The 22,604-nt window shown below is 66.0% G+C and carries 21 protein-coding genes and 1 pseudogene; 10 read left to right on the top strand and 12 right to left on the bottom strand.

What is annotated here, in order from left to right; genetic code table 11:
* The first annotated feature begins 144 nt into the window (after positions 1 to 144).
* The 4 genes from QN358_RS00850 to QN358_RS00835 are packed head-to-tail and all read left to right on the top strand — an operon-like array spanning position 145 to position 2,627.
* Positions 145 to 1,155: a zinc-dependent alcohol dehydrogenase gene (locus QN358_RS00850; protein WP_136640424.1), complete on the top strand. Its 1,011-nt coding sequence runs from the start codon at positions 145 to 147 to the stop codon at positions 1,153 to 1,155.
* 33 nt (positions 1,156 to 1,188) lie between these two features.
* Positions 1,189 to 1,653: a pyridoxamine 5'-phosphate oxidase family protein gene (locus tag QN358_RS00845; RefSeq protein WP_201799196.1), complete on the top strand. Its 465-nt coding sequence runs from the start codon at positions 1,189 to 1,191 to the stop codon at positions 1,651 to 1,653.
* A gap of 42 nt (positions 1,654 to 1,695) precedes the next feature.
* Positions 1,696 to 2,286 (top strand): universal stress protein, encoded by a 591-nt coding sequence (locus QN358_RS00840; RefSeq protein ID WP_136640425.1) that lies wholly within the window; start codon positions 1,696 to 1,698, stop codon positions 2,284 to 2,286.
* Positions 2,283 to 2,627 carry an ATP-dependent DNA ligase gene (locus tag QN358_RS00835; protein WP_136640426.1) on the top strand — a complete coding sequence of 115 codons (345 nt, stop codon included), beginning with the start codon at positions 2,283 to 2,285 and terminating at the stop codon, positions 2,625 to 2,627. The genes QN358_RS00840 and QN358_RS00835 overlap by 4 nt, the downstream gene beginning before the upstream one ends.
* A gap of 43 nt (positions 2,628 to 2,670) precedes the next feature.
* Here the strand turns inward: QN358_RS00835 and QN358_RS18800 are convergent, their stop codons facing one another.
* The 5 genes and pseudogenes from QN358_RS18800 to QN358_RS00815 form a co-directional block, all read right to left on the bottom strand.
* Entirely contained in the window at positions 2,671 to 2,985 is a 315-nt protein-coding gene (locus tag QN358_RS18800) for an ArsR/SmtB family transcription factor (protein ID WP_161580309.1), read from the bottom strand.
* Positions 2,970 to 3,620 (bottom strand): adenylate kinase, encoded by a 651-nt coding sequence (locus tag QN358_RS00830; protein WP_136640428.1) that lies wholly within the window; start codon positions 3,618 to 3,620, stop codon positions 2,970 to 2,972. Before QN358_RS00830 ends, QN358_RS18800 begins: the two co-directional genes overlap by 16 nt.
* Positions 3,613 to 5,574 (bottom strand): annotated as a pseudogene (acs, locus tag QN358_RS00825) (acetate--CoA ligase). Before acs ends, QN358_RS00830 begins: the two are co-directional and overlap by 8 nt.
* Positions 5,575 to 5,609: 35 nt before the next feature.
* The gene (locus tag QN358_RS00820) at positions 5,610 to 6,239 is read right to left on the bottom strand and encodes an acetate uptake transporter (protein WP_323511182.1); all 630 of its coding nucleotides are present in this window, start codon (positions 6,237 to 6,239) and stop codon (positions 5,610 to 5,612) included.
* Positions 6,240 to 6,300: 61 nt separating this feature from the next.
* Entirely contained in the window at positions 6,301 to 8,256 is a 1,956-nt protein-coding gene (locus tag QN358_RS00815) for an AMP-binding protein (protein ID WP_136640430.1), read from the bottom strand.
* 129 nt (positions 8,257 to 8,385) lie between these two features.
* Here QN358_RS00815 and QN358_RS00810 point away from each other — a divergent pair, with 129 nt between their 5' ends.
* Together QN358_RS00810 and QN358_RS00805 are read left to right on the top strand one after the other, a co-directional pair.
* On the top strand, positions 8,386 to 9,258 hold the full coding sequence (locus QN358_RS00810) for a response regulator transcription factor (protein WP_323511181.1): 873 nt from the start codon (positions 8,386 to 8,388) through the stop codon (positions 9,256 to 9,258).
* Positions 9,259 to 9,327: 69 nt separating this feature from the next.
* On the top strand, positions 9,328 to 10,599 hold the full coding sequence (locus QN358_RS00805; RefSeq protein ID WP_323511179.1) for a chloride channel protein: 1,272 nt from the start codon (positions 9,328 to 9,330) through the stop codon (positions 10,597 to 10,599).
* Positions 10,600 to 10,617: 18 nt separating this feature from the next.
* Here the strand turns inward: QN358_RS00805 and QN358_RS00800 are convergent, their stop codons facing one another.
* The 7 genes from QN358_RS00800 to QN358_RS00770 all read right to left on the bottom strand — a co-directional run bounded on the left by QN358_RS00800 (position 10,618) and on the right by QN358_RS00770 (position 19,477).
* Positions 10,618 to 11,523, bottom strand: coding sequence for a MetQ/NlpA family ABC transporter substrate-binding protein (locus QN358_RS00800; RefSeq protein ID WP_136640432.1), 906 nt, complete (start codon positions 11,521 to 11,523; stop codon positions 10,618 to 10,620).
* A 78-nt stretch (positions 11,524 to 11,601) separates the two neighbouring features.
* Positions 11,602 to 12,339 carry a methionine ABC transporter permease gene (locus QN358_RS00795; protein ID WP_136640433.1) on the bottom strand — a complete coding sequence of 246 codons (738 nt, stop codon included), beginning with the start codon at positions 12,337 to 12,339 and terminating at the stop codon, positions 11,602 to 11,604.
* The gene (locus tag QN358_RS00790; RefSeq protein WP_136640434.1) at positions 12,336 to 13,376 is read right to left on the bottom strand and encodes a methionine ABC transporter ATP-binding protein; all 1,041 of its coding nucleotides are present in this window, start codon (positions 13,374 to 13,376) and stop codon (positions 12,336 to 12,338) included. The genes QN358_RS00795 and QN358_RS00790 overlap by 4 nt, the downstream gene beginning before the upstream one ends.
* The gene (locus tag QN358_RS00785; RefSeq protein WP_136640435.1) at positions 13,373 to 14,755 is read right to left on the bottom strand and encodes an LLM class flavin-dependent oxidoreductase; all 1,383 of its coding nucleotides are present in this window, start codon (positions 14,753 to 14,755) and stop codon (positions 13,373 to 13,375) included. Before QN358_RS00785 ends, QN358_RS00790 begins: the two co-directional genes overlap by 4 nt.
* Before the next feature lie 67 nt (positions 14,756 to 14,822).
* A complete protein-coding gene (locus tag QN358_RS00780) occupies positions 14,823 to 15,197 on the bottom strand; it encodes a hypothetical protein (RefSeq protein WP_323511176.1) in 375 nt (124 codons plus the stop codon).
* Between the two features lie 81 nt (positions 15,198 to 15,278).
* Positions 15,279 to 18,269, bottom strand: a complete 2,991-nt coding sequence (locus QN358_RS00775; RefSeq protein WP_323511174.1) for an SMC family ATPase — start codon at positions 18,267 to 18,269, stop codon at positions 15,279 to 15,281.
* Positions 18,266 to 19,477 carry an exonuclease SbcCD subunit D gene (locus QN358_RS00770; RefSeq protein ID WP_323511172.1) on the bottom strand — a complete coding sequence of 404 codons (1,212 nt, stop codon included), beginning with the start codon at positions 19,475 to 19,477 and terminating at the stop codon, positions 18,266 to 18,268. The genes QN358_RS00775 and QN358_RS00770 overlap by 4 nt, the downstream gene beginning before the upstream one ends.
* A gap of 50 nt (positions 19,478 to 19,527) precedes the next feature.
* Between QN358_RS00770 and QN358_RS00765 the strand changes: the two genes are divergently transcribed.
* The 4 genes from QN358_RS00765 to QN358_RS00750 all read left to right on the top strand — a co-directional run bounded on the left by QN358_RS00765 (position 19,528) and on the right by QN358_RS00750 (position 22,592).
* On the top strand, positions 19,528 to 19,926 hold the full coding sequence (locus tag QN358_RS00765; RefSeq protein WP_136640439.1) for a pyridoxamine 5'-phosphate oxidase family protein: 399 nt from the start codon (positions 19,528 to 19,530) through the stop codon (positions 19,924 to 19,926).
* 62 nt (positions 19,927 to 19,988) lie between these two features.
* On the top strand, positions 19,989 to 21,410 hold the full coding sequence (locus tag QN358_RS00760) for a purine-cytosine permease family protein (RefSeq protein ID WP_136640440.1): 1,422 nt from the start codon (positions 19,989 to 19,991) through the stop codon (positions 21,408 to 21,410).
* Complete coding sequence (locus QN358_RS00755; RefSeq protein ID WP_136640441.1) at positions 21,407 to 21,871, top strand: nucleoside deaminase; 465 nt, start codon at positions 21,407 to 21,409, stop codon at positions 21,869 to 21,871. The genes QN358_RS00760 and QN358_RS00755 overlap by 4 nt, the downstream gene beginning before the upstream one ends.
* Positions 21,872 to 21,992: 121 nt before the next feature.
* Positions 21,993 to 22,592, top strand: coding sequence for an HdeD family acid-resistance protein (locus tag QN358_RS00750; RefSeq protein ID WP_161580311.1), 600 nt, complete (start codon positions 21,993 to 21,995; stop codon positions 22,590 to 22,592).
* Positions 22,593 to 22,604: the final 12 nt, after the last annotated feature.

Below are 22,604 nucleotides of genomic sequence, written 5' to 3'. Positions count from 1 at the left end.
TGCTCTTTCGCGAAAAAGCGAACCAGTGCCGAAGGTCCTGCGTGAATGCCCGTGCCGCGCGGGACCTTCGGCACTGGCACCCCGTGGCGGCTGCCGCGAAGCTGATGATGCACTCCCGCCGCACGCCATCAGAAAGGCTCGACCATGAAAGCCGCCGTCGTCACCGAATTCAACGCACCGCTCGAGATCGAGGAGATCGACATACCCACGCCGGGTGTCGGTGAGGTTCTCATCAGACTGGAGACCTGCGGGCTCTGCCACACCGATATTCATGCTGCGCACGGCGACTGGCCCGTGAAACCCACTCTCCCTTTCATTCCCGGCCACGAAGGTGTCGGCATCGTTGAAGCCCTCGGCCCGAACGTCACCGACCGTGTGATCGGCGAGCGAGTTGCCATTCCGTGGCTCGGGTTCGCCTGCGGTGAATGCCGCTACTGTATCGATGGGCGTGAGACGCTCTGCGAACAACAGCAGAACAGCGGCTACTCCGTCAACGGAGCATTCGCTGAGTACGCCGTCGCCAGCGCCCGGTTCGTCATACCCGTGCCAGCGGGCATCAGTGCACTGGATGCCGCGCCGCTCACGTGTGCTGGTGTGACCACCTACAAGGCGCTGAGGGTAGCGAATATCGTACCCACCGAGAACGTCGCTGTCTTCGGCATCGGCGGTCTCGGACACCTCGCCGTGCAGTACGCCCGCATCATGGGCGCAACGGTGATCGGCGTCGACATCGAAGATGAGAAACTCGACCTTGCACGCGAGCTGGGTGCCGAGTTCACGGTGAATGCCGCGAAACTCGACCCCGTCGACGCGATCGCCGAGCTCGGCGGCGCAGACGTCGCTCTCGTGCTCGCGGCTTCGCCGAAGGTGTTCGAACAAGCGTTCGCCTCACTCAAGCGCGGTGGGCGACTGATCTGTGTCGCACTTCCGGCCGAAGGCACCATGAGTATCCCGATCTTCGAGACGGTACTCAAAGGCATCTCGATCATCGGCTCGATCGTCGGCACTCGGCAGGATGTTGCCGAGGTTTTCGCGCTGCATCTGGCAGGCAAGACGAAGGTGATCGCCGAAACCCGCACCCTCGAGCAGGTCAACACGGCCATGGCCGAAGTGCTTTCCAGCACGGTACCGGCACGACTCGTCTTTCAGTTCTGACAACACCGCACACAGAGACAGAAGGAAACGAAAATGGTCATGACGGCAGAAGACATCGACGAGTGGTCGCCGCAGGGCCCGGTCACCGAGCTGTCTGTGGAGCACTGCTGGAAGTTGCTCGACGGCTCGACGTTCGGACACCTGGGCGTCAGCGTCGACAACCAACCGGAGATCTTTCCCGTCAACTACGTCGCTGACGGCGCATCCATCGTGTTCAGAACAGCCAGAGGTGCCAAGCTTCGCGATCTGATCGCGAACAGTTCTGTGGTGTTCGAAGCCGACGCGCAACTCGAAAATGGGGCATGGAGTGTGACCGTTAAAGGCAGAGCCGAAGTTCAAGGCGCTGACGCGCCAGTCGCCCGAGATGTAGACCTGCGGCTACCCCAGTGGGTTCCCACAGCCGAATTCATCTACGTACGCATCATGCCCGTCGACATTCGTGGCCGCCTGTTCGAACGGCAGCTCCGGCTCGTTCCGCAGGCTCACATTGGTGACTAAAGGCCCTGCCTGCGGGGTCTTCACCGGTGGAATCATCGACTCATGATCAACACACGGAACGTATCCTCAGCCACTCGCGAGGCCCCCTCGGTCGCCGTGATCGACAACCGCGTTGTCGATTTCGGAGTCGACGGTACGGGTGTCGCTGTCGCCGAGTACGATCGCTCGACGGTCACCTCTGTTGTATCCGAAGCGTCTGCACATCGGCCGCGCACAACCCGCATCGTCGTCGGCATCGACGGGTCGGAAGCATCGATCGAGGCTTTCCGCCGGGCCGTGCGCCTCGCCGGCGGGCTGAATGCAACCGTGCAGACCGTCGTCGCGTGGCACAACCCCACGAGCGTGGGCACCTTCGGATTCAGCGACTGGTCTGCAGAGGCCGATGCGCGGCACATCCTCGCAGCTGCCACAGAAGCAGTATTCGACCAGAACCCACCAGAGTGGTTGAACGAAACCGCTCGGGAAGGCTACCCCGCCCAGGTTCTGATCGAAGAGAGCAAGGGCGCCGAGATGCTCGTTGTCGGCAGCCGCGGTCATGGCGGTTTCACCGGCCTGCTCCTCGGGTCGGTGAGCACCGCCTGCGCCGAGCATGCCCACTGCCCGGTTCTCGTCATGCACACCGCCAGCCAATGACAACCGGGGCTGACGTCCAGCTGGCCACGCTGGTCTACGGCAATGACAACACCGTCACCGCCTTCGATGCCCGTGCACTCTTGCACCTGCAGGTCGTCATCGGTGCGAAGTTGCGCCGCAAGGAGAGCTTCTTTCTCTCGTGGACGCAGAGAGATGTTCCCGGCCGCCCCAGCACTTCACTCTGGCTGGATTGTGCGATCCCGCTGCAATTCGACTATCCGCACGGCAGACCTGATCCGATCAATCGGGCCTGGATCGATGCTCTGACCAGATCAGCGAATGGTGGCGGCGGACTCTTTCTCGTCGAAGAGCCAACGAGTGACTTCGCACGCAGCGCGTGAGGCTGACCGGGTCAGAGCAACGAGCCGCAGCAAGCGCGCAGCGTCAGCGTGGCCCGAGCAGATACTGACCGAGCTCGTCCACGGCGTCCCAGACATCGCCGCGGTCAGCTCGCCAATAGGTGATCGGCCCACTCCCCCTCGGGTGTGTCGTGCGGCGCTCGGAGATGAGACCCGCGTTTCTGAGCGCTTCGAGGTGCCGAGTCACGCCGTTACGCGTCATTCCCATCTCTGCCATGACCGTACTGGAGCTGACTTCTGTTCTCGCGAGCACAATACGCAGAATCTCCAGACGACTGAACGAGACGCCGAGCCCGGAGTATGCAGAGTCGGGGCCGTGGAGATCTAGATGCCAGGCCATGACGACTGACCAGGCCATGACAACTGCGGTGACAGGCTCAGGTTTCGACTGATGCGGCCGCAGACCTCGGCGGTGGTTCCTTCGCCGAAGATGCGCCGCAGAATTCCTCGCTGTTCGTAAGCCTCAGCAAGGGGGGCGGTCTGGCGGGCGTACTGCTCAAGCCGCACCCTGATGACGTCGGGAGTGTCGTCTTTTCTGCCCTCGGTGACGGCCCGAGCGGCGAGGCGTTCCCTGATCTGAGCCTCGCCGACGCTGAGCAGCAGTACTGCTTCAACGAGGTGCCCGACGGCTGAGAGCGACTCGTCGAGCGAGACGGCTTGTTCGACCGTGCGGGGGTAGCCGTCGAGAATGAAACCATTGCAGGCATCTGGTTCGCTGAGGCGGTCGGCGACCACCTTGTCGACGACGTCGTCGGGTACGTAGCTTCCTGACGAGAGCAGAGCTGAGACCCGAAGACCGAGCGGAGTCTTCGCCTTGACGTGGTGCCGAAGAACGTCGCCCGTCGAGATGGCCGGCACGCTCAGGCTCTCGGCGAGCAGGCGCGCCTGGGTTCCCTTACCCACGCCCGGCGGCCCCATCAAGAGAATACGTCGGGGCGTGACCGGCAGACGCAGCGGTGTAACGAAATCAGTCATCGTGCATTCCTGTCGATATGCCGGCGGCGATGGTCGTCATGACAGAGGTGTCGGCGAGGGTGGTCACATCGCCCACGGGCCGGTTCTCGGCCACATCTCGAAGAAGACGCCGCATGATTTTGCCCGAACGGGTTTTGGGCAGCTCGGCCACGATCATGATCTGCCGGGGCTGGGCGATCTTGCCGATCTGGTTGGCCACGTGCATCCGCAGCTCGTGCACATCGTGCGGGCCGCCGTCGCCGGCTTCACTTCGCAGAATCACGAACGCGACGACCGCCTGACCTGTCAGCGCGTCTGCGGCCCCGACGACGGCCGCTTCGGCCACCTTGGGGTTCGAGACGAGAGCCGACTCGATCTCGGTGGTCGAGAGTCGGTGCCCCGACACGTTCATGACATCGTCGACGCGGCCCAGCAGCCAGATATCGCCGTCATCGTCTCTCTTCGCACCGTCGCCGGCGAAATACGTGCCGGGAAACTTCGACCAATACGTTTCGACGTACCGTTGGTCATCTCCCCAGATCGTGCGGAGCATCGACGGCCAGGGCTCTGTGATGACAAGGTACCCACCGGTTCCGTTCGGTACCGAGACGCCGTCGTCGTCGACAACGTCAGCGACGATTCCGGGCAGAGCTTTCATGGCCGCACCGGGCTTGCCGTGTGTGACGCCGGGCAGCGGGCTGATCATGATCGACCCGGTCTCGGTCTGCCACCACGTGTCGACGACGGGCACGCGGTTGTGCCCGACGTGCTCCCGGTACCACATGTACGCCTCGGGGTTGATGGGTTCGCCGACCGAGCCGATGAGACGAAGGCTCTCGAGTGAATAGTTCGCGAGCGTCTCGTGGCCCCACTTCATGAACGTGCGAATCGCCGTCGGGGCGCAGTACAAGGTGGTGACCTGGTACTTGTCGACGATCTCCCACCAGCGCCCCTGATGCGGTGAGTCGGGGGTTCCCTCATAGAGCACCGACGTGGTCGCGTTCGACAGGGGGCCGTAGACGATGTAGCTGTGGCCGGTGACCCAGCCGATGTCGGCCGCAGTCCAGTAGACATCTGTCTCGGGTTTGAGGTCGAAGACCTCCCACTGCGTGAACGAACACCCTGTGAGGTAGCCGCCCGATGTGTGCAGAATGCCCTTCGGGTTGCCGGTTGTTCCCGACGTGTACATGACATAGAGCGGATGCTCGGAGTCGAAAGCCTCGGCCGCGTGCACCGGGCTCGCCGCCTCGACAGATTCGTGCCACCACACGTCCCGGCCGGGCATCCAGTCGACGTCGTTGCCCGCCCGATTGACGACCAGCACCGAGCGAACTGCGGGGCACCCAAGAAGGGCCGCATCGACGGTGGGCTTCATGGGCGACACCGACCCTTTGCGAAAACCGCCGTCGGCCGTGATGACCACCGTCGCGTCACAATCGAGAATGCGAGTCTTCAACGCATCTGCACTGAAACCACCGAAGACCACCGTGTGAATCGCCCCGAGTCTGGCACAGGCGAGCATGGCAATCACCGTCTCGGGAATCATCGGCATATAGATTGCCACCCGGTCGCCAGCCTTCACACCGAGGCTCGTCAGCACGTTCGCAGCCTGGCAGACCGAGTCGGTGAGTTGGCTGTAGGTGATGACCCGTGTGTCACCGGGCTCGCCCTCGAAGTAGTACGCGACCCGGTCGCCGAGCCCCGCCGCAACATGGCGGTCGAGGCAGTTGACCGCCACGTTCAGGGTGCCGCCGACGAACCACTTGGCGAACGGCGCGGTGCTCTAGTCGAGCGTCTGGGTGAAGGGTTCGGCCCACGTGAGCCGTTCTGCCTGCTTCGCCCAGAACGCCAGGTTGTCGGCCGACGCCTCGGCGTAGGCCGCAGCTGTGACGTTCGCTGCTTCTGCGAATTCCTCCGTCGGCGCGAATCTGCGGTCTTCGCGAGACAGGTTTTCGAAGGCTGCCGGATGCTGCACCGGCGTCGTGCTGATCGACACGGCCCTGCCTGCCCTTACTTGCTCGGCCACACCGAAAGCACGGTGCGCTTCCAGGTGGCGTTGATGACGACCGCGAACGACCCGTACCAGGCGAGTACCGCGGTGAGCAACCCGAGCCACCCACCGATGTGAGTGAAGGCCGCTTGGCCACTGAACTCTCCGATGGTGAGCGCGGCGAACGTGAGGGTCAGAACGATGAAGACCGCGAGCAGCACTCCGTTGGTCTTGACCGAGGCGATGGTCATGAACGCGGTGAAGATCGTCCACGCCAAGAGGAATGCGCCGACTCCCACTGCTCCGGCCGACTTTGCGACATCGGGGTTCGTCTCGAGCCACCAGAAGGCGAGCCAGAACGCGCCGTAGGAGACGAACGCGGTGGCACCGAACGTATTGCCCTTGGCGAACTCCCAGAGCCCGGCGGCGATCTGCGCGATTCCGCCGTAGAACAGGGCGATACCGAGCACAGCTGCACCGGCAGCGGGCATCAGACCGGAGTTGGCGAGGCTCAGCAGAAAGGTCGTCAAGGCGAAAGCGCCGAGCCCCAGCGCGCCGGGGTCAGCGATATCGGGCCGCCCGAGCGCGGCGGGTCGAACGACGTTCAGGGGAAGCGCAGATACCGCAGGTTTTTCGGCCGTGATACTCATTGTGTGACACTCCTTTGTGTTGTTTTCTTGCGATCTTGTGAGAAATTGACGAGCTGAGAAGTCAGTTCGTGGCCAGAGTCGCTACGATCACGGCGATGGCCTCGACGTTGTCTATCGTCGGCGGAACCACGTACTCTTCACCGTTGATGATCTGTCGCATGGTTTTGCGCAGAATCTTGCCCGACCTCGTTTTGGGCAGCGAAGCGACCACTGTGACCTCCTTGAACGCGGCGACCGCGCCGATCTGGTTGCGCACCATTGCCACCAGTTCGAGTGCCAGAACCCTCTCTTCGATGTCGGCGCCGCTTTTGAGTACCACATAGCCAGCCGGCTTCTGGCCTTTGATGGCGTCGTGCAGCCCGATCACCGCGCACTCGGCGACTGACGGATGCTGAGCCAGCACTTGCTCCATCGACCCCGTCGAGAGGCGGTGCCCTGCGACGTTGATGATGTCGTCGGTGCGGCCCATCACGAAGAGGTAGCCGTCACGGTCGAAGAATCCCGAATCGCCCGTCAGGTAGAAACCGGGAAAGGCACTGAGATAGCCGTCGATATAACGCTGATCGCCCCGCCAGAGTGTCGAAAGCGTGCCGGGTGGCAGCGGCAACCGAATCACGATGTGGCCTTCCTGCATCGCATTCATTCGTCGGCCGGCGTCGTCGACGATCTCGACGTTGTACCCAGGAGACGGAAACGACGGCGACCCTGCACGCAGCGGCAGGCGTTCTATTCCGTAGGGGCTGGCCGCGATGGCCCACCCCGTTTCGGTCTGCCACCAGTGATCGATGACCGGCTTCTCGAGCAGCGCCGTGGCCCACGTCCACGTGTCAGGGTCGAGCCGCTCGCCGGCCAGAAAGAGCGCGTCAAGACACGTGAGGTCGTATTTCTTCGCGAGGTGCGCGTGCGGGTCTGCCTTGCGAATCGATCGCAGCGCAGTCGGTGAGGTGAACAACGTTTTCACCCGGTAGTCAGACACGACCCGCCAGAACGCACCGGCGTCCGGTGTTCCCACCGGCTTGCCCTCGTAGAGAACCGTCGTGGCGCCGGCCAAGAGAGGCCCGTAGACGATGTAGGAGTGCCCGACGACCCAGCCCACGTCGCTCGCTGTCCACATCACCTCGCCCGCATGCACGCCGTAGATGTTCTTCATCGACCAGGTCATCGCGACGGCATGACCGCCATTGTCACGCACGACACCCTTCGGAGAGCCTGTTGTGCCTGACGTGTACAGAATGTACAGCGGGTCGGTCGCCGCGACCGAAACGGGTGCGTGCGGCTCTGCGGCGAGCATCCGTTCGTGCCAGTCGAGCCATTCAGTGCCGGGCGATGAGTACTCGGCGGCTGACCCGGCGACCTCGGGCCGGTCTTTGACAACGACCGTGGTCACCGTGTGGGAGCTGAGCGCCAGAGCCTCAACGATGGTGGGCAGATACTCGACAACCCGGCTCGGCTCGATTCCGCCCGATGCAGTGATGATGACCTTGGCTCCGGCGTCATCGAGCCGAGCGGCGAGCTCTTTCGCTGCGAAGCCACCGAATACGACGGAGTGAACCGCGCCGAGCCTGGCGCACGCCAACATGGCGACGACGGCCTGGGGAATCATCGGCAGGTAGATGACGACACGATCGCCGGCGACCACACCGGCCTCGGCGAGCATGCCGGCGCACAGCTCCACCTTCTGCAGGAGCTGGCTGTACGAGTACCGCTTCGACTTCGCCACGACCGGTGAATCGTAGATCAGGGCGGTCGTTTCGCCGCGGCCCGCGAGAACGTGCCGATCGAGTGCGTTGTACGAGGTGTTCAGCCGGGCATCCGGAAACCAGCGATAGAGGGGTGCGGCCGAATCATCGAGCGCAGACGTCGGATAGACATCCCAGTCGATGGCCTGGGCGGCATCGAGCCAAAAGCCTTCGGGATCACTGGTCGCGCGCTCGGCGACCGCCGCGAACGCGCCCGGCAGGGTCACCTCGCCGGGCGTAGTGCCCGCAGGTGCCTGCAGGTGCTCCGTAACGCTCATCGCATTTCTCCTTTGAAATGACCAGTCGATCGATCTCGACACTGGGCAAGCAGTTCGTCGTATCGGCTGCTACAGTGCAGGCTACGAGCACGCCGATGTGCTCAACTACCGCCTGAAGGAGGTAGCAGCATGAGTATCAGCACAGCCACGCATGATCTCGAATTGCTTCAGAAGACGCTCAGCGCGCTCACCGTCAAAGCCGAGTTCCCTCTCGCCTTCGGCGGGCTCGTCACGCGGGAGGGCGCGCCCCTGACCGCGTTCGTCGGCACGCGCGGGCAGACGCTGAACGGCCTTCTCATCGAGCCGACCGAGGGCCTTGGTGGCCGGGCCATCTCCGAACGACGGCCCGTCACAGCGATTCAGTATCGCGGCTCGACGTCTATCACTCATCGCTACGACCGCGAAGTTCTGGCCGAACACATTGTCTGCCTTGTCGCCGTTCCGGTTGTCGTCAGTGGCGCCGTCAGAGCGGTGATCTATGGGGCGCACCGCAGCGCCATTCAGCTCGGTGACCCGGTTCTTCGCACTTCGCTGGCTCTGGCCACCGGTCTGGCATGGGAGTATTCGGTGCACGATGAAGTCGAACGCCGAGTGGCCCTGCTCGAGACCGAAGGCGGCGCCGCGCACATCCGGGCCCTGGCGGCCAAGCAGAGGGCCGAGCTACGCGACCTCTACGCCGAACTGCGCTCGCTCTCCCGGGTTGTCGCAGACCCACTGCTGGCTGAGCGCCTCGATGCTTTCGGCCGAACCCTGGTGCCGAGGGCTGGCGCGCACTCAGAACCGACGGCCGAGCAACGAGACCATCGCGAACAGCTGTCACCCCGAGAGCTCGATGTTCTCTCACAGGTGGCCCTCGGCAAGCGCAACGGCCACATCGCCGACCAGCTCGACCTCGCCGAGAGCACCGTGAAGAGCTACCTTTCGTCAGCGATGCGAAAGCTCGACGCGAACAATCGGTACGAGGCGGTCATCACGGCGCGCCAACGGGGGCTCATTCCGTGAAGCACGCCAGCGTTCGGCTCGAACGCACGCCAGCAGAGCCGCGGGCCCGGCACGTGCGAGAATCGGCGTATGGATGCCAACCGCCGTGGCAGGGCCGCCCCGGCCTGGCTGATTCGGCTGGCCGTTGTGACCGTGCTGGTGGGCGTCGGCGGGGGTGTTGCCGGGCTGCTGGTCAGCATGAGTCTCACCGCCATCGAACACGTCGCCTACGGCTACTCTCAGGGCTCATTTCTTGACGGTGTGCTGGGAGCCGACCCGTGGCGGCGGGTGGCCGCACTGGCGGTAGCAGGGCTCGTCGGGGGTGCGGGCTGGTGGGCGCTTCGGCGCTTCGGGCGCGCGGTGGTCTCGGTCGAGGCCAGCGTGGCGGGCGGCCGGATGCCCGGGCTGCCGACCTTGCTCAACGCGGCCCTGCAGATCGTGGTTGTCGGCCTCGGGGCTTCGATCGGCCGTGAGGTCGCACCACGCGAACTCGGCGCGCTGGTCGCGGGCTGGCTGAGCGACCGGGCGCATATCTCTGCCCGGGAGCGCAGAATTCTCGTGGCGTGCGGAGCAGGCGCTGGCCTCGCGGCCGTCTACAACGTTCCGCTGAGCGGCGCCATCTTCACCATCGAGGTTCTGCTGGCCGAGATCAGTTTCGCCGTCGCCGTGCCTGCCCTCATCACGGCCGCTGTGGCGACGATCGTCGCCCGACTGGTGGTACCGGATGCCCCGCTCTACTCGCTCCCCCCGATGCAGCTGAGTGAAACCCTGTTTGTCTGGTCGCTGCTCGCAGGCCCACTGATGGGTCTGGCGGCGATGGGCTTTGTCTGGCTGGTGCGGGGTGCGGCGAGGCTTCGGCCGCGTACCTGGCTGATCGTCTGCATCATGCCCGTGGTCTTCGCGGGCGTGGGGCTGCTGGCCATCCCGTTTCCGGCGGTGCTCGGAAACGGCAAGGCACTCGGTGAGGTTGCCTTCGCCGGCGCAGCATCCATCGGCCTGCTGGCGGTTCTGGCCGTGACGAAGGTGGTTGCGACGACCGCCACCATCGGAGCGGGAGCTGCCGGCGGTACGCTGACGCCGTCGCTTGCCGTGGGCGCCGCACTCGGTGGTGCGCTCGGCGGTCTGTGGAGTCTGTGGTGGCCCGGCAGCCCGATCGCCGGTTTCGCATTCGTCGCAGCGGCTGCGTTTCTGGCCTCGTCGATGCGAGCACCGTTCACTGCGCTGGTTCTGCTCATCGAGTTCACGGGCCAGGGCCCCGCGCTGCTGGTGCCCGCCATGCTCGCAATTGCCGGCTCGATCGCCGTCAGCCGACTCGTATCTCGATCACCGCTCGTGGCCCGCAGAAACCTGCCGGCACCCTGAGGGCGCCGGCAGGCATGGTTACTTCTGAAGCGGCAGCAGAATGTTCTTCACCGACGGGTCGGTTGCCAGAAAGGTCTGCACGGCGGGGTCTTGAAACGCCTGAACGAGCTTCTTGATGTTGTCGGTGTCGGCGAAGTTCGAGCCGATGGTGAGTTGGCCGGCGAACTCGTCGGGGGCCTGAGGTGCGAAGATCTGCTTCGCGATCGGGATGTTCGCTGCCAGGTAGTACTCGGTGTAGCCCACGGCCGCGTCGAGGTCGGGCAGGGCGCGTGACTGCGCGGCGAAGTCGAGAAGGGTGAACTTCAGGTGCTTGGGGTTCGACGCGATGTCGTCTTGCGTCGCGGTGCCCTTGCTGGTTCCCGGCTTCAGGGTGATGAGGCCGGCGCTGTCGAGGATCCAGAGACCCTGGGCTTCGTTGGCCGGGTCGGAGTACAGCGAGATGGTGCCGCCATCCGGAATCTGGCTCACATCGGTGTACTTGTCTGACCAGAGACCGAAGCCCCAACGGAAGACGGGTGTGGCGGCCTCCTCTTTGAAGTCGGGGTTGGCCTGCAGCACCTGCCCGAGCCAGAGCTTGTGCTGGTAGACCGTCGCGGCCACCTCGCCGTCGCTCACCGCGCGGTTGATCGTGTTGCTGTCGGCGAGCCCCTTGAACTCGACCGTGATGCCGTACTTCGGTGCGATGTTCGTGGCAACGTAGTTGACAAGGGCCTCTTCAGACGCATTGCCCTCGGCGGTGGCCACGTAGAGCACGGCCCCCGCCTGAGTGTTGGCCGAGGCGGTGGGGTTCAGCAGCGGAATCGTGATGCCGGCTGCGATTCCGACGACGACCACCGCGCCGCCCACGATGAAGGGCCAACGACGGCGCTTCTTCAGCTCGAAGCCGTGGCCGTTCTCGGGGGTTTCAGGGGTGTTTTCAGACATGGCTGTAGTGCCTTTCAGGCGGCTGCGGGAAGGTGAGGAGAAACGAGGAAGAACGAAGAGGAGAAGAGGGGGTTTCGGCTAGGGCACCAGCACCGGGCGCCGAACAGACCGGCGGCTGACCCGTGCGGCGCTGTGTGGCGTCGTAAGCCGCACCAGCGCGTCACCGATCACCTGCACCGCTGCCACCAGGGCGACAAGAATGATGATTGTGGCGAGCATGACCTGGTTATCGAATCGCTGGTAGCCGTAGGTGACGGCCACATAGCCGATTCCGCCGGCTCCGATTGTTCCGGCGATGGCCGAGTACTCGATCATGGCAATCGTGTTGATCGTGAGCCCACCGATGAGCGAAGGTATGGCCTCGCCGAGTTGCGCCGTACAGATGATCTGGAATGACGAGCCACCGGATGCCTTCGCCACCTTCACGAGAGACGGCGGCACGCTGCGCAGCGAGTTCTCCACGATGCGGGTGAAGAATGCGATTCCCGCCACCGACATCGGTACGACCGCGGCCGCGATTCCGATGTTCGTGCCAGTGATCAGTCGGGTGAACGGAATGATCGCCACCATCAAGATGAGGAACGGAAGAGAACGCCCCACGCTGACGATCCAGCTGAGGGTCGAGTGCAGCGCCGGGTTCGGGAACAGCCCGTCGCGGGCGAGGTTGTGGATGATCGCGCCGAGCGGCACGCCCACCAGCACTACGATCGCCATCACGATGCCCACCATGATCAGCGTCTCGCCGAGCGCAGGAAGCACGAGGGCGGGGATGCCGGCCAGCGGAATATCGTTGACGTTCGCGTGGAGGGCGCTCATGCGACGGGCTCCTTCTGGCCGGCAGGCGCGGCCACTGTCGTCGAGGCGAGGTCGTGCGCGGCGGCGGGCCGGGCATCCAGCCCCAGCTTCTGGGCCTGCCGGATGACCGCTTCAGCATTCGCCGCACGTAGGCCCACCTGGGCGTGGCCGACGACGGCACCCTCGATGGTCTCGATCGAGGCGCCGAGCAGCGAAACCGGGCTCGACAGTGCCTCGCCGAGCCGGGTGACCCAGTCAGAGGGCACGTGGGCAGAGGTGTAGCTGACGAACCAGGTGGTCTCGTCGGGCGCGGCAGGAAGGGCCGGCTTGGCAGGGTTCAGGTCGCGCCCGAGCGGTGAGGAGGCGTCGCGCAGCAGGTCGACGACGCGGCCCGACTCCACGATGTGCCCGTTGTCGAGGCGCGCTACGGAGTCGGCCACCTGCAGCACCGTCTCCATCTCGTGCGTGATGAACAGAATCGAGAGACCGAGGTCGGTGCGGAGCTCTTTGAGCAGCGCGGTGATCGACGCGGTCGACGCGGGGTCGAGCCCCGAGGTCGCCTCGTCGGCCAGCAGCACGGTCGGCTTGAGCGCCAGGGCGCGGGCGATGCCGACGCGCTGGCGCTGGCCGCCCGAGAGCTGGTGCGGGTAGTGTTTGGCGTGCGACGACAGCCCGACGCGCTCGAGCAGCTCGCCGACGCGCTTCTTCGCATCGGCGCGGGTGACGCCCAGGTAGTCGAGCGGCAGCGAGATGTTCTCGGCGGCGGTTCGACGGCTGAAGAGTCCGTCAGACTGGAACACCGTGCCGATGCGGCGCCGGGCGGCCCGCAGCTGCGCCTCGGTGAGCTGCGACAGGTTCTCGCCGTTCACGATGACCGAACCCGAAGTGGGCCGCTCGAGCAGGTTGACGCACTGCGCCAGGGTGCTCTTGCCGGCGCCGCTCGGCCCGACGACAGCGAAGATCTCAGCCTGCTGCACGCTGAAGTCGAGGTTGTCGAGCACGGTCACGGCACTGTCGCCATTGCCGTAGACCTTCGTGAGCTTCTCTACGGTGATCATGTGCGCGCGGGCAGGGCGTAACGGTAACCGGCACCGCGGTGCTCGTCGGGCAGGCGGTCACCGCGGCCGAGGAGCTTGTTGCGAAGTGCCCCTTCGACGTACTCCTCGGGGTACGAGCCGCGCCGCTGCAGCTCGGGAATGATGAACGTCACGACGTCTTCGAAGGTTCCGGGCGTGATGGCGTACGCGAGGTTGAACCCGTCGACGTCGGTTTCGGCGACCCACTCCTCGAGATGGTCGGCCACTTCAGAGGGCGAGCCCACGATGAACGGGCCGAGGCCGCCGATGGCGCCGAGCTTCGCGATGTCGCGCACCTTCCACTCGCTGCCGTCTTCGTTCGCGGCCTGAAAGTTCGCGACCGTCGACTGAATGGCGTTGCTCTTCACGTTGCCGATGGGCTCGTCGAGGTCGTACGTCGACAGGTCGATGCCCATCCAGCCCGACATGAAGACGAGGGCGCCCTCTTCGCTCGCGTACTGCAGGTAATCGGCGTGCTTGGCGTGGGCCTTCTCGCTGGTCTCGTCGGTGATGATCGTGAGCAGAGTGTAGATCTTGGCGGAGTACCGGTCACGACCGGCCTCTTCGAGGGCATCCCGAATCTTGCTGACGGTCTCTTTCAGCCCGGCCTTCGTCGACGCGGCGACGAAGATGGCTTCGGCATTGCCGGCGGCGAACTGGATGCCGCGGGGTGACGCCCCCGCCTGGTAGATGACGGGCGTGCGCTGCAGCGACGGCTCAGACAGGTGGATGCCCGGAACCTGGAAGTTCTTGCCCGAGTGCCCGATCTCGTGCACCTTGCTCGGGTCGGTGAAGACACCCGTTTCGCGGTTGCGGATGACAGCGTCGTCTTCCCACGAGCCCTCCCACAGCTTGTAGAGCACCTCGAGGTACTCGTCGGCCACGTCGTAGCGATCGTCGTGCTCGAGCTGGTCTTCGTGGCCCATGTTGCGCGCGGCGCTCGGAAGATAGCCGGTGACGACGTTCCAGCCCACCCGGCCCTTTGTGAGGTGGTCGAGCGTCGACATGCGGCGGGCGAATGGGTACGGATGCTCGTACGCCGTGCCCGCCGTGATGCCGAACCCGAGGTGGTCGGTCACAGCAGCCATCGCCGACACGAGCAGAATGGGGTCGTTCACCGGCACCTGGGCGCCGTGGCGAATGGCCGCCTCGTTCGATCCGCCGTACACGTCATACGTACCGAGTACGTCAGCGATGAAGATACCGTCGAAACGGCCGCGTTCGAGCAGCTTCGCGAGGTCGGTCCAGTACGAGAGGTCTTTGTAGCGCCACGACTGGTCTTCGGGGTGACGCCACATTCCTGACGACTGGTGGGCGACACAGTTCATGTCGAAAGCATTAAAACGAATCTGACGGGCCATGTACACATTTTCTGCGAAACGCGGTGCGTTGTGATACCGCGACGTTACACAACGTCACATTCAGAACTCAGTCCACAATTGTGACGGTGTGGCGCTCGATGCGCGGGTGGCGGGCGCGCCTCGCCCAGACGAATGCCCAGAGCGAGGCGGTCAGCATGACCAGCAGCACGTTCACGCAGAACGAGGTCGGGCGGGTGCGCTCGAGAACGACCTCGTGGGCGTCGGTCGAGACGACCACGAAGCCGCGTAGCTGCCACTCGGCGATCTCTGCACGGGTGGTTTCGCTGAAGGGCGCCGACGCCAGCGGCTTGGTGGCATGGGCCGACGAGGGCCCGGCGAAGACGCAGGAGCAGTTCGAGGCGAACGGGCACGTCTTCGATGTGAGGCGGAGGCCGTCGGGGGTGCGCCGAACGGGGTTAGCGAGGAGTTGTCTGCCACTCATCTCTCCAGCATATTCCTGCCTCGGGTGCAGCCGCCTCCCAGGGGCGGTCACTGCGGTCACGGCGGCCAGCGGCGCCGCACGCTAATCGAGCGACTGCGAGATGGTGCTGTGCCCCTGGGCATCGGCTGCCACGCGCAGGGTGGCGTGGATCTGCTCCCCCATCGACCCGACATGGCTGATCAGCCCGATGGTGCGACCGCCGGCGCGCAGGCTGTCGAGGGTGCTCATGGCGATGTCGAGGGTGTCGGCGTCGAGCGAGCCGAAGCCCTCGTCGATGAAGAGCGTGTCAAGCCTCAGGCCGCCGGCCTGCTGGGTCACCACCTCGGCGAGTCCGAGCGCGAGGGCGAGCGAGGCCAGAAAAGTCTCACCTCCCGAAAGCGAGTGGGTCGGCCGCGACCTGCCGGTGTGCTCGTCGAGGATGCTCAGGCCGAGCCCCGACTGAGCCCGGCGATACTGAACCGAGTCGTCGTGTTCGAGGGAGTACCGGCCGGCGCTCATGACCCTCAGCCGTGCGTTGGCCGCGGCGACGATCTCCTCGAGCTGTGCCGCGAGCACGTAGGTCTCGAGTTTCATGCGCATGGTGTTCGGGTCGTCTCCGTGCACCACCCGGGCGAGCTCGTCGACCGCATCGAACTGCTCCAGCAGGGCGGCAGACTCGGCGAAAACGGCATTCGCGGCGGCAACGACAGTCTGCAGCGAACCCAGCCGGTCGGCGAGGGTGCTCGACTCGGCCAGCGCTTCATCGCGGGTCTCCTGAGCGGCACGCAGCGCGGTGTCGTCGACGTCGACGGGTTCGGCCGGCAGATCGCTGAGTTCGGCGTCGGCCAGAATGGCGGCTGCAGCGGCCCGCGCTTCGTCGTGGCCCCGCAGCGTGCTCTCGGCGTCGGCCGCAGCAGAGGGTGCCAGTAGTGCCTGCTCGACCGCCGCCGCATCGGCGAAGTCGTGTTCGTCGAGTTGCGCCACGAGGGCATCGTGGGCTCGGTCGAGATCGTGCCGCCGGGCGGTCACGGCCTCGATCGCCGTGGCGAGCAGCTGGGCGCGTGCCAGCTGGGCCGACAACCGGTCGTACCGCGCGCTGACCGTTTCGAACTCGCCCCGGTTGGCTTCGGCGCGGGCGGCGACCGAGGCGCGCACCGTGCGCGCCTCGGTGAGGGCGCTGCTCGCTTCGTCTCGGCGGGTCGCCAGCGCGCCCAACCGCTCGCGCAGCGCCGCGGCCGTGTCGGCGAGGCGCGCGACGTCGGCCTCGAGGATGCCCGCCCGCCCCCTGGCCGCAGCCGCCTGCTGCACGCGCTCGAGCGCTGCCGCCCGCTGCTCTTCGAGCTCGGTGACCGGCTTCTGCCCCGCGTGGGCCTGGGCCTCGGCGCGAGCGACGGCGAGGTCGTCGACGGTGAGTTTCGCGGCATCCATCGCCGTCGTACACCGCTCGAGGGTGTCGCGGGCCGCGTCGACGTCGGTGGCCGTCACCGGCGGGGCATCGCTCGTGGCGGGCGCCGGGTGGGCGCGTGATCCGCAGACAGCGCACGGTTCGCCCGGCACCAGCGCGGAGGCCAGCTCGAATGCGTGGCCGGTGAGCCGCTGTTCGACGAGGGCGTGGTGCTTCGCTGCGGCGGCAAGGTGTGCCGCGCTGGCCGTGCGGTGGGCGTCCCGTGCCTCCCCGAGCTGTGTGTCGAGTTGAGTGACGCGTTCGGCCGCAGCCAGTGCGGCCGAGGCGCGTGCGGCGGCGTCGACTGCATCGGGTGCTCCCCCGGCAATGAGCCGCGCCTCTGCCAGTGCCGCGGTGAGCTCGTCGAGTGCAGCCGGCACCTGCTCGGCCTCGGTGGTCGCGTTGGCGAGGGCGCTCTCGGCCGCTGCCACGGCGTCGCGCGCGCGGTGCTCCCGCCGTTCGAGCTCAGGCAGTGTCTTCTCGTCAGCCAGCACGTCGGCGAGCGACCCCAGCTGGCGTGTGGTCTCGTCGACCTCGACCAGCAGGCCCGCGGCTGTCACCGCCTCGCTGTGATCGCTGTGATCGCTGGGATCGCCAGGATCGCCAGCGGCGCCGCCAGCAGCCCCCACGTAATCGACCCGCGCGACCCGCTCGAGCACATCGGCCGTGCGAAGGCCCTCCTCGGCGCCCCGAACCGCGGTGATGTGAGGCCACACGGCCCGGGCGCGCCCTGCGGCCTTCACGGCCAGCCGCAGCTCATCGATCTGCGGCTGCGTCTCGCCGAGGGTTTCGAGCGCCGCGGTGGCCGCCGCGCGCCGCAGCTGCAGGGCCCGAACGGTTTCGAGCCGGCGGTACTCGGCGGCGGCGAGGGTGTGTGCGGTGTCGGCTCGCGCGGCCGTCGCCCGGGCATCCTGAACCCGCGTCTGAAGAGCAGCGAGCGACTCGGCGAACCAGCCGGGAGTGGCGGCCGCCGGCGCGTCGACACGAAGCAGCTCGGCAGCCTGGCCGGCGCGCTGCTCGACCCGGGCCGAGGTGCCGGCCAACGCCTGCTCGAGCGTGCGGCGCTCTTCGAGCAGAACCTCTTCAACCTGCCGAAAACGGTCGGTGCCGAACAGCGTACGCAGAACCGCCTGCCTGTCGTCGTTGGTCGACTGCAGAAAGTGGTGAAAACGGTTCTGCGCGAGCAGCATCACGCGCAGAAACTGGTCTTTTGTGAGGCCCACGATCTGGTCGAGCTGGCGGCCCACATCGACCGGCTTGGCCGCGATGCCCTGCCAGGTGTCGCCCTCACGCCGGTACAGTTCGGCGGTGGCCGCGGCGTTCGTGAGCCCGGTTCCGCGGAGCTTCGGTTTGTCGTATTCGGGGCTGCGCCTGACCCGGTAGTCGACGCCCCCTGCGGTGAACTCGAGCTCGACCCAGGTGGGGTTCGCAGGGCCCGCGTGGTCGCTCCGCAGCTTCTGCTGGGTGCCGTCGTAGCGCGGCACCCCGTTGAACAGGGCGTAGCAGATGGCGTCGAGAATGGTCGACTTCCCTGCTCCCGTCTTGCCCGTGATGAGAAAAATTCCGTCGTCGGCGAAGGCATCGAAGTCGACGTGCTGTTCGCCGAGGTACGGCCCGAAGCCGGCGAGTCGCAGTTGCCTGATCTTCACGAGGCACCCTCGATCGTCGCTGACCGCTCGGTTGGCGCTGATCGCTCGGTTGGCGCTGACCGGGTACCCGGGCGGTCGCCCCCGGCACCGAGTGCGTCGGCGATCAACCTCTGCTCCCCCGCGTTCGGCCCCACGCCGTTGCGCACGTGCTCGAGAAACCCGGCCACGACCTCGGTGTCGCTCGCCCCGCGAACCCGCTCGGCGTAGGTCGCCGCAGATCGCTCGGCCGTCACCGCCGGCCGGTGTTCGAGGTGAGCCGCGTAGGGAAACCGCACCTGCAGCCGGCGCATGGCGTCGAGCGGGCGCACCCGGTCGGTGAGGATGGCCGACACCCAGTCGTTCTCGTTCTCGCCGTACTGCTCGCCGCCCAGCAGCTCGTCGATCTCCCCCGTCAGCACGCTCAGCCGACGAGGAACCGGTAGTTCGGCCCACTCGACCGTATGGAGCCCCGCCGAATCGAGTTCGACCAGCCATCCACCCCGCGGCGTGCCCGCCTCGCTGAACGAGTAGTGCAGCGGGGCACCCGAGTACCGCACGCCGTCTCGAAGCGTCGCCCGGCCGTGGATGTGGCCGAGCGCCACATAGTCGGGGCCATCGAAGACCGAGAGCGGAACCAGGTCGAGCCCGCCGGCGCTGATGTCGCGCTCGACATCGCTCGCGGGCACGTCGGCGATGAACGCGTGGGCGAGAACGACGCTGCGGCCACCGCGATGAGCCAGATCGTCTCTGATGCGGCTCATCGCGTGGCCGAGCACCTCTTCGTGGCTGCGCAGGGGCGTGTCGGGGTAGTGGTGGCGAACCAGCGCCGGCTCGAGGTACGGGATGCCGTAGAAGTGCACCGGCCCGTGGTCGTCGTCGATGGTGACGGGCGTGTCGAGCTGCTCGTGCCGGGTGATGACGTGCACGCCGCCAAGCGACGCGAACCCCGACTGAAAACCGAGGCGCGTCGCCGAGTCGTGGTTGCCGCTCGTCATCACCACGATGGCGCCGGCCTGCCGAAGCGCCCCGAGCGTCTCGGTGAGCACCTCGTAGTTCTCGGCTGCCGGAGTGGCCGAGTCGAACACGTCTCCCGAGACGACCACGACGTCGATGCCGCGCTGCTCAACGAGCTCGACCATGGCCGCGAACACCTCACGCACGAACGGTTGCGTGGCGTGGCCGTGAAAGCTCCGCCCGATGTGCCAGTCGGAGGTATGCAAGATCTTCACGCTTCGACCGTAGCCCGCTCCGCCGACACTGGTGCAGTATTGAGCACACTATGACCGTTCTGCTTTCGCCCGATGGGCTCGACTTCGTCGTTCAGCGCCACCTCGCCATCCTGTCGACGCTCGGCCGCAGTGGGGGCATCCACTCGGTTCCCGTCGGTTTCACGTTCGAGAACGGGCTCGTGCGCATCATCACCTCAGACGAGACGCAGAAGGTGCGAAACGTCGAGCGTGCCGGCCACGCGACCGTGGCCCAGGTCGAAGGCGCGCGCTGGCTGTCGCTGTCGGGCCCCGCCCGCATCGATCGTGACCCGGCCGCCGTGGCCCACGCCGTACAGCTGTACGCGGCCCGTTACCGGCAACCGGGCGTGAACCCGCGCCGCGTAGTCATCGAGATCGCTGCAGACACGCTGCTCGGGTCATCCGGCGTCGCGGCGGCACCCGTCTCGTAGACGCCGCAGCACAAAAGCGCCAGGGCAGAGACACCGGCCGACGCTGCGCCTAGTATTTCTGCATGACCGACCACACGCTCACTCGTGCATCCGCCGAAGCTTCGCCAACGCGGATCGAACCCGGCGGAATCGAGGCGATCCCTGCCGCACGCCGTCACGGATCGCCCTGGCAGCTGTTCGCCACGTGGAGCGCACCGAACCTCGAGTTCGCCACCGTCTTCGTGGGCGTCATCGCGATTGCGTTCTTCGGGCTCGGCTTCTGGCAGGCCATGGCCGCGATCGTGCTCGGCTGTGCCGCGGGAGCGCTGACCCAGGGCATCCTGTCGACCTGGGGGCCACGCGAAGGCCTCGCGCAGATGGTGCTCAGCCGCACCGCGTTCGGTTACCGGGGAAACATTCTGCCCGCGGCCATCAACACCGTCATGGCCGGGCTCGGCTGGTTCGCCGTGAACTCGGTCAGCGGGGCGTTCGCGCTGTCGACCCTCACCGGCATGCCCACCGTTCTGGCGCTGCTCATCGTTGTGGTTGTCGAGGTGGCCGTCGCATTCGTCGGGCACGACCTTGTACAGCTGTTCGAGCGCTACGCGAGCTACGTGCTCGGTGCGATCTTCATCACCGCGACCGTGACCATCTTCGTGCACGCTGACCTGGGCTTCGTGGCCGGGGGCAGCGGCTTCTCGTTCGGCGGCTTCACGCTCGCCGCCGGGGCCGCCTTCGGTTACGCAGCCGGCTGGAACCCGTACGCGGCCGACTACAGCCGCTACCTGCCCACGGCGACGAGAAGGCGCACCATCGCGTGGGCCGCCGGCCTCGGCAACTTCGTGTCGTGCGCGGTGCTCATGGCGGCCGGAGCCGCGGCTGCCACCATCGCGGGGTTCGACCCCACCAACCCCACAACCTCCTTCACGTCGAGCATGCCCACGGTCATCCGCGACCTCACGCTCGTCGCCATCGCGGTGGGCGCGATCGCCGCGAACTCGCTGAACATCTACTCGGGAGCCATGTCGTTCCTTGCGGCGGGCATCTCGATACCGTTCGCCTTGAGGCGCGCGCTCGTGGCGCTCGGGTTCGGAGTCATCGGCTTCTTCATCGCGTGGAGCGCGTTGGCCGATGCGGGTGAGAAGTACGAGAACTTCCTGCTCGTCATCGCCTACTGGATAGCCCCGTGGCTCGGCGTGGTCTTCGTCGACCGGTTTCTGAGGCGCGGCACCGAGATCGCCTCGATCGTCGGCGACACGGCCAGGTACCGCAATCCGGCCGGCATCATCGCGTTCGTGGTGAGCCTGGTGGTCTCGATCTGGCTGTTCTCCAACCAGTCGTTCTTCATCGGGGTGGTTCCCGCTGCCGCTCCCGGCGTCGGAGACCTCACGGCCGTAGTCGGCTTCGTGCTCGCCGCGGTGCTGTACGCCGTGCTGTTCGCGGCCGTCAAACCCCAGCTCGGTGCACCTCTGGCCGCGGGCGACGACGCACAGACTGTCGCATGAGTGTCGGCGACATCTACGCGACGGATGCCCAGAAGCTCGCCGTCGCGGCAGCCGAGGCCCGCCGTGGTGCGGCCGAGGGCGGCATCCCGATCGGCGCCGCGCTCTTCGCCGCCGACGGCACCCTTCTCGGCAGTGGACACAACCGCCGCGTGCAAGACGACGACGCGGCGATGCACGCCGAGACGAACGCCTTTCGAAACGCCGGCCGACAGAGGAGCTACCGCGACACCGTCATGGTCACCACGCTTTCACCGTGCTGGTACTGCTCGGGGCTGGTGCGCCAGTTCGGCATCGGGCGGGTCGTCGTGGGTGACGATCAGAACTTTCTCGGCGGGCAGGAGTGGCTGGCGGAGAACGGCGTGGAGGTGAGCGTGTTGAACGATGCCACGCTGATCGGAGAGATGCGGGAGTTCATCGCCGGGCATCCGGTGCTCTGGAACGAAGACATCGGCGAAGGTTGATCGCCGCACGGGCGCGCTTTCCTGGGCCCTCCCCCGTTCGGGTAAGTTGTGGAGTCAGAGAGATCTCTGAGATCTGCTCGTCAGATCAGCACCATCACATCAGCACCACCAGGGGGTTACCGTGTCAGTACCGCAGCCGAGTCTGTTTCGATTCTCGTTTCACACCGAAGACATTCCGCCGAGCGCCATCCGGTGGTTCAAGACGGCGCTGTGGGTGGGCGCCGTTCTCTCGGTGATCATCGGCATCGTGGTACTGGTATGGCCGGGTTCGACGCTCGAGGTCGTGGCGTTCCTTTTCGGGCTCTACTTCTTCGTGGTGGGTCTCGTGCGCGTTGTCGTGGGCATCGTGAACGGGTCGCTCTCGTCGGGTGTGCGTGTACTGAGTGTCATTCTCGGCGTGTTTCTGTTGGTGGCCGGTGTCTTCGCGCTGAAGAACCCGCTCTCGTCTCTGGTTGTGCTCGCGCTGCTCATCGGTATCTCGTGGATCACCGAGGGCATCATCGCCCTCACCCAGACCGTCAACGACTCGTCGCGCTGGTTCGGCACCCTGAGCGGCGTGCTGTCGCTCATCGCCGGCATTGTGTTCATCTTCGTGCCGCTGTGGTCGCTCGCCGTACTCACCGTCTTCGCTGCGTACACGCTCATCATCCTGGGCGTCTTTCAGGGCATGTCGGCGTTCACTCTCGGCCGCCCCGTGAAAGTCGCCAAAACCTCACGTTGACTTTGTAGGCTG

Origin of the sequence: Subtercola sp. RTI3 (assembly GCF_035018625.1) — a bacterium.
Classification (GTDB): Bacteria; Actinomycetota; Actinomycetes; order Actinomycetales; family Microbacteriaceae; genus Subtercola; species Subtercola vilae.
This window is presented reverse-complemented; position numbering and strand designations above follow the sequence as displayed.

Coding starts and splice junctions, on each gene's coding strand:
- QN358_RS00765 (WP_136640439.1), top strand. CDS start 19,528: ATGACCGTTCTGCTTTCGCCCGATGGGCTCGACTTCGTCGTTCAGCGC.
- QN358_RS00835 (WP_136640426.1), top strand. CDS start 2,283: ATGACAACCGGGGCTGACGTCCAGCTGGCCACGCTGGTCTACGGCAAT.
- QN358_RS00795 (WP_136640433.1), bottom strand. CDS start 12,339: ATGAGCGCCCTCCACGCGAACGTCAACGATATTCCGCTGGCCGGCATC.
- QN358_RS00780 (WP_323511176.1), bottom strand. CDS start 15,197: ATGAGTGGCAGACAACTCCTCGCTAACCCCGTTCGGCGCACCCCCGAC.
- QN358_RS00845 (WP_201799196.1), top strand. CDS start 1,189: ATGGTCATGACGGCAGAAGACATCGACGAGTGGTCGCCGCAGGGCCCG.
- QN358_RS00850 (WP_136640424.1), top strand. CDS start 145: ATGAAAGCCGCCGTCGTCACCGAATTCAACGCACCGCTCGAGATCGAG.
- QN358_RS00755 (WP_136640441.1), top strand. CDS start 21,407: ATGAGTGTCGGCGACATCTACGCGACGGATGCCCAGAAGCTCGCCGTC.
- QN358_RS00820 (WP_323511182.1), bottom strand. CDS start 6,239: ATGAGTATCACGGCCGAAAAACCTGCGGTATCTGCGCTTCCCCTGAAC.
- QN358_RS00790 (WP_136640434.1), bottom strand. CDS start 13,376: ATGATCACCGTAGAGAAGCTCACGAAGGTCTACGGCAATGGCGACAGT.
- QN358_RS00785 (WP_136640435.1), bottom strand. CDS start 14,755: ATGGCCCGTCAGATTCGTTTTAATGCTTTCGACATGAACTGTGTCGCC.
- QN358_RS00800 (WP_136640432.1), bottom strand. CDS start 11,523: ATGTCTGAAAACACCCCTGAAACCCCCGAGAACGGCCACGGCTTCGAG.
- QN358_RS00810 (WP_323511181.1), top strand. CDS start 8,386: ATGAGTATCAGCACAGCCACGCATGATCTCGAATTGCTTCAGAAGACG.
- QN358_RS00815 (WP_136640430.1), bottom strand. CDS start 8,256: ATGAGCGTTACGGAGCACCTGCAGGCACCTGCGGGCACTACGCCCGGC.
- QN358_RS00760 (WP_136640440.1), top strand. CDS start 19,989: ATGACCGACCACACGCTCACTCGTGCATCCGCCGAAGCTTCGCCAACG.
- QN358_RS00805 (WP_323511179.1), top strand. CDS start 9,328: ATGGATGCCAACCGCCGTGGCAGGGCCGCCCCGGCCTGGCTGATTCGG.
- QN358_RS00830 (WP_136640428.1), bottom strand. CDS start 3,620: ATGACTGATTTCGTTACACCGCTGCGTCTGCCGGTCACGCCCCGACGT.
- QN358_RS00840 (WP_136640425.1), top strand. CDS start 1,696: ATGATCAACACACGGAACGTATCCTCAGCCACTCGCGAGGCCCCCTCG.
- QN358_RS18800 (WP_161580309.1), bottom strand. CDS start 2,985: ATGGCCTGGCATCTAGATCTCCACGGCCCCGACTCTGCATACTCCGGG.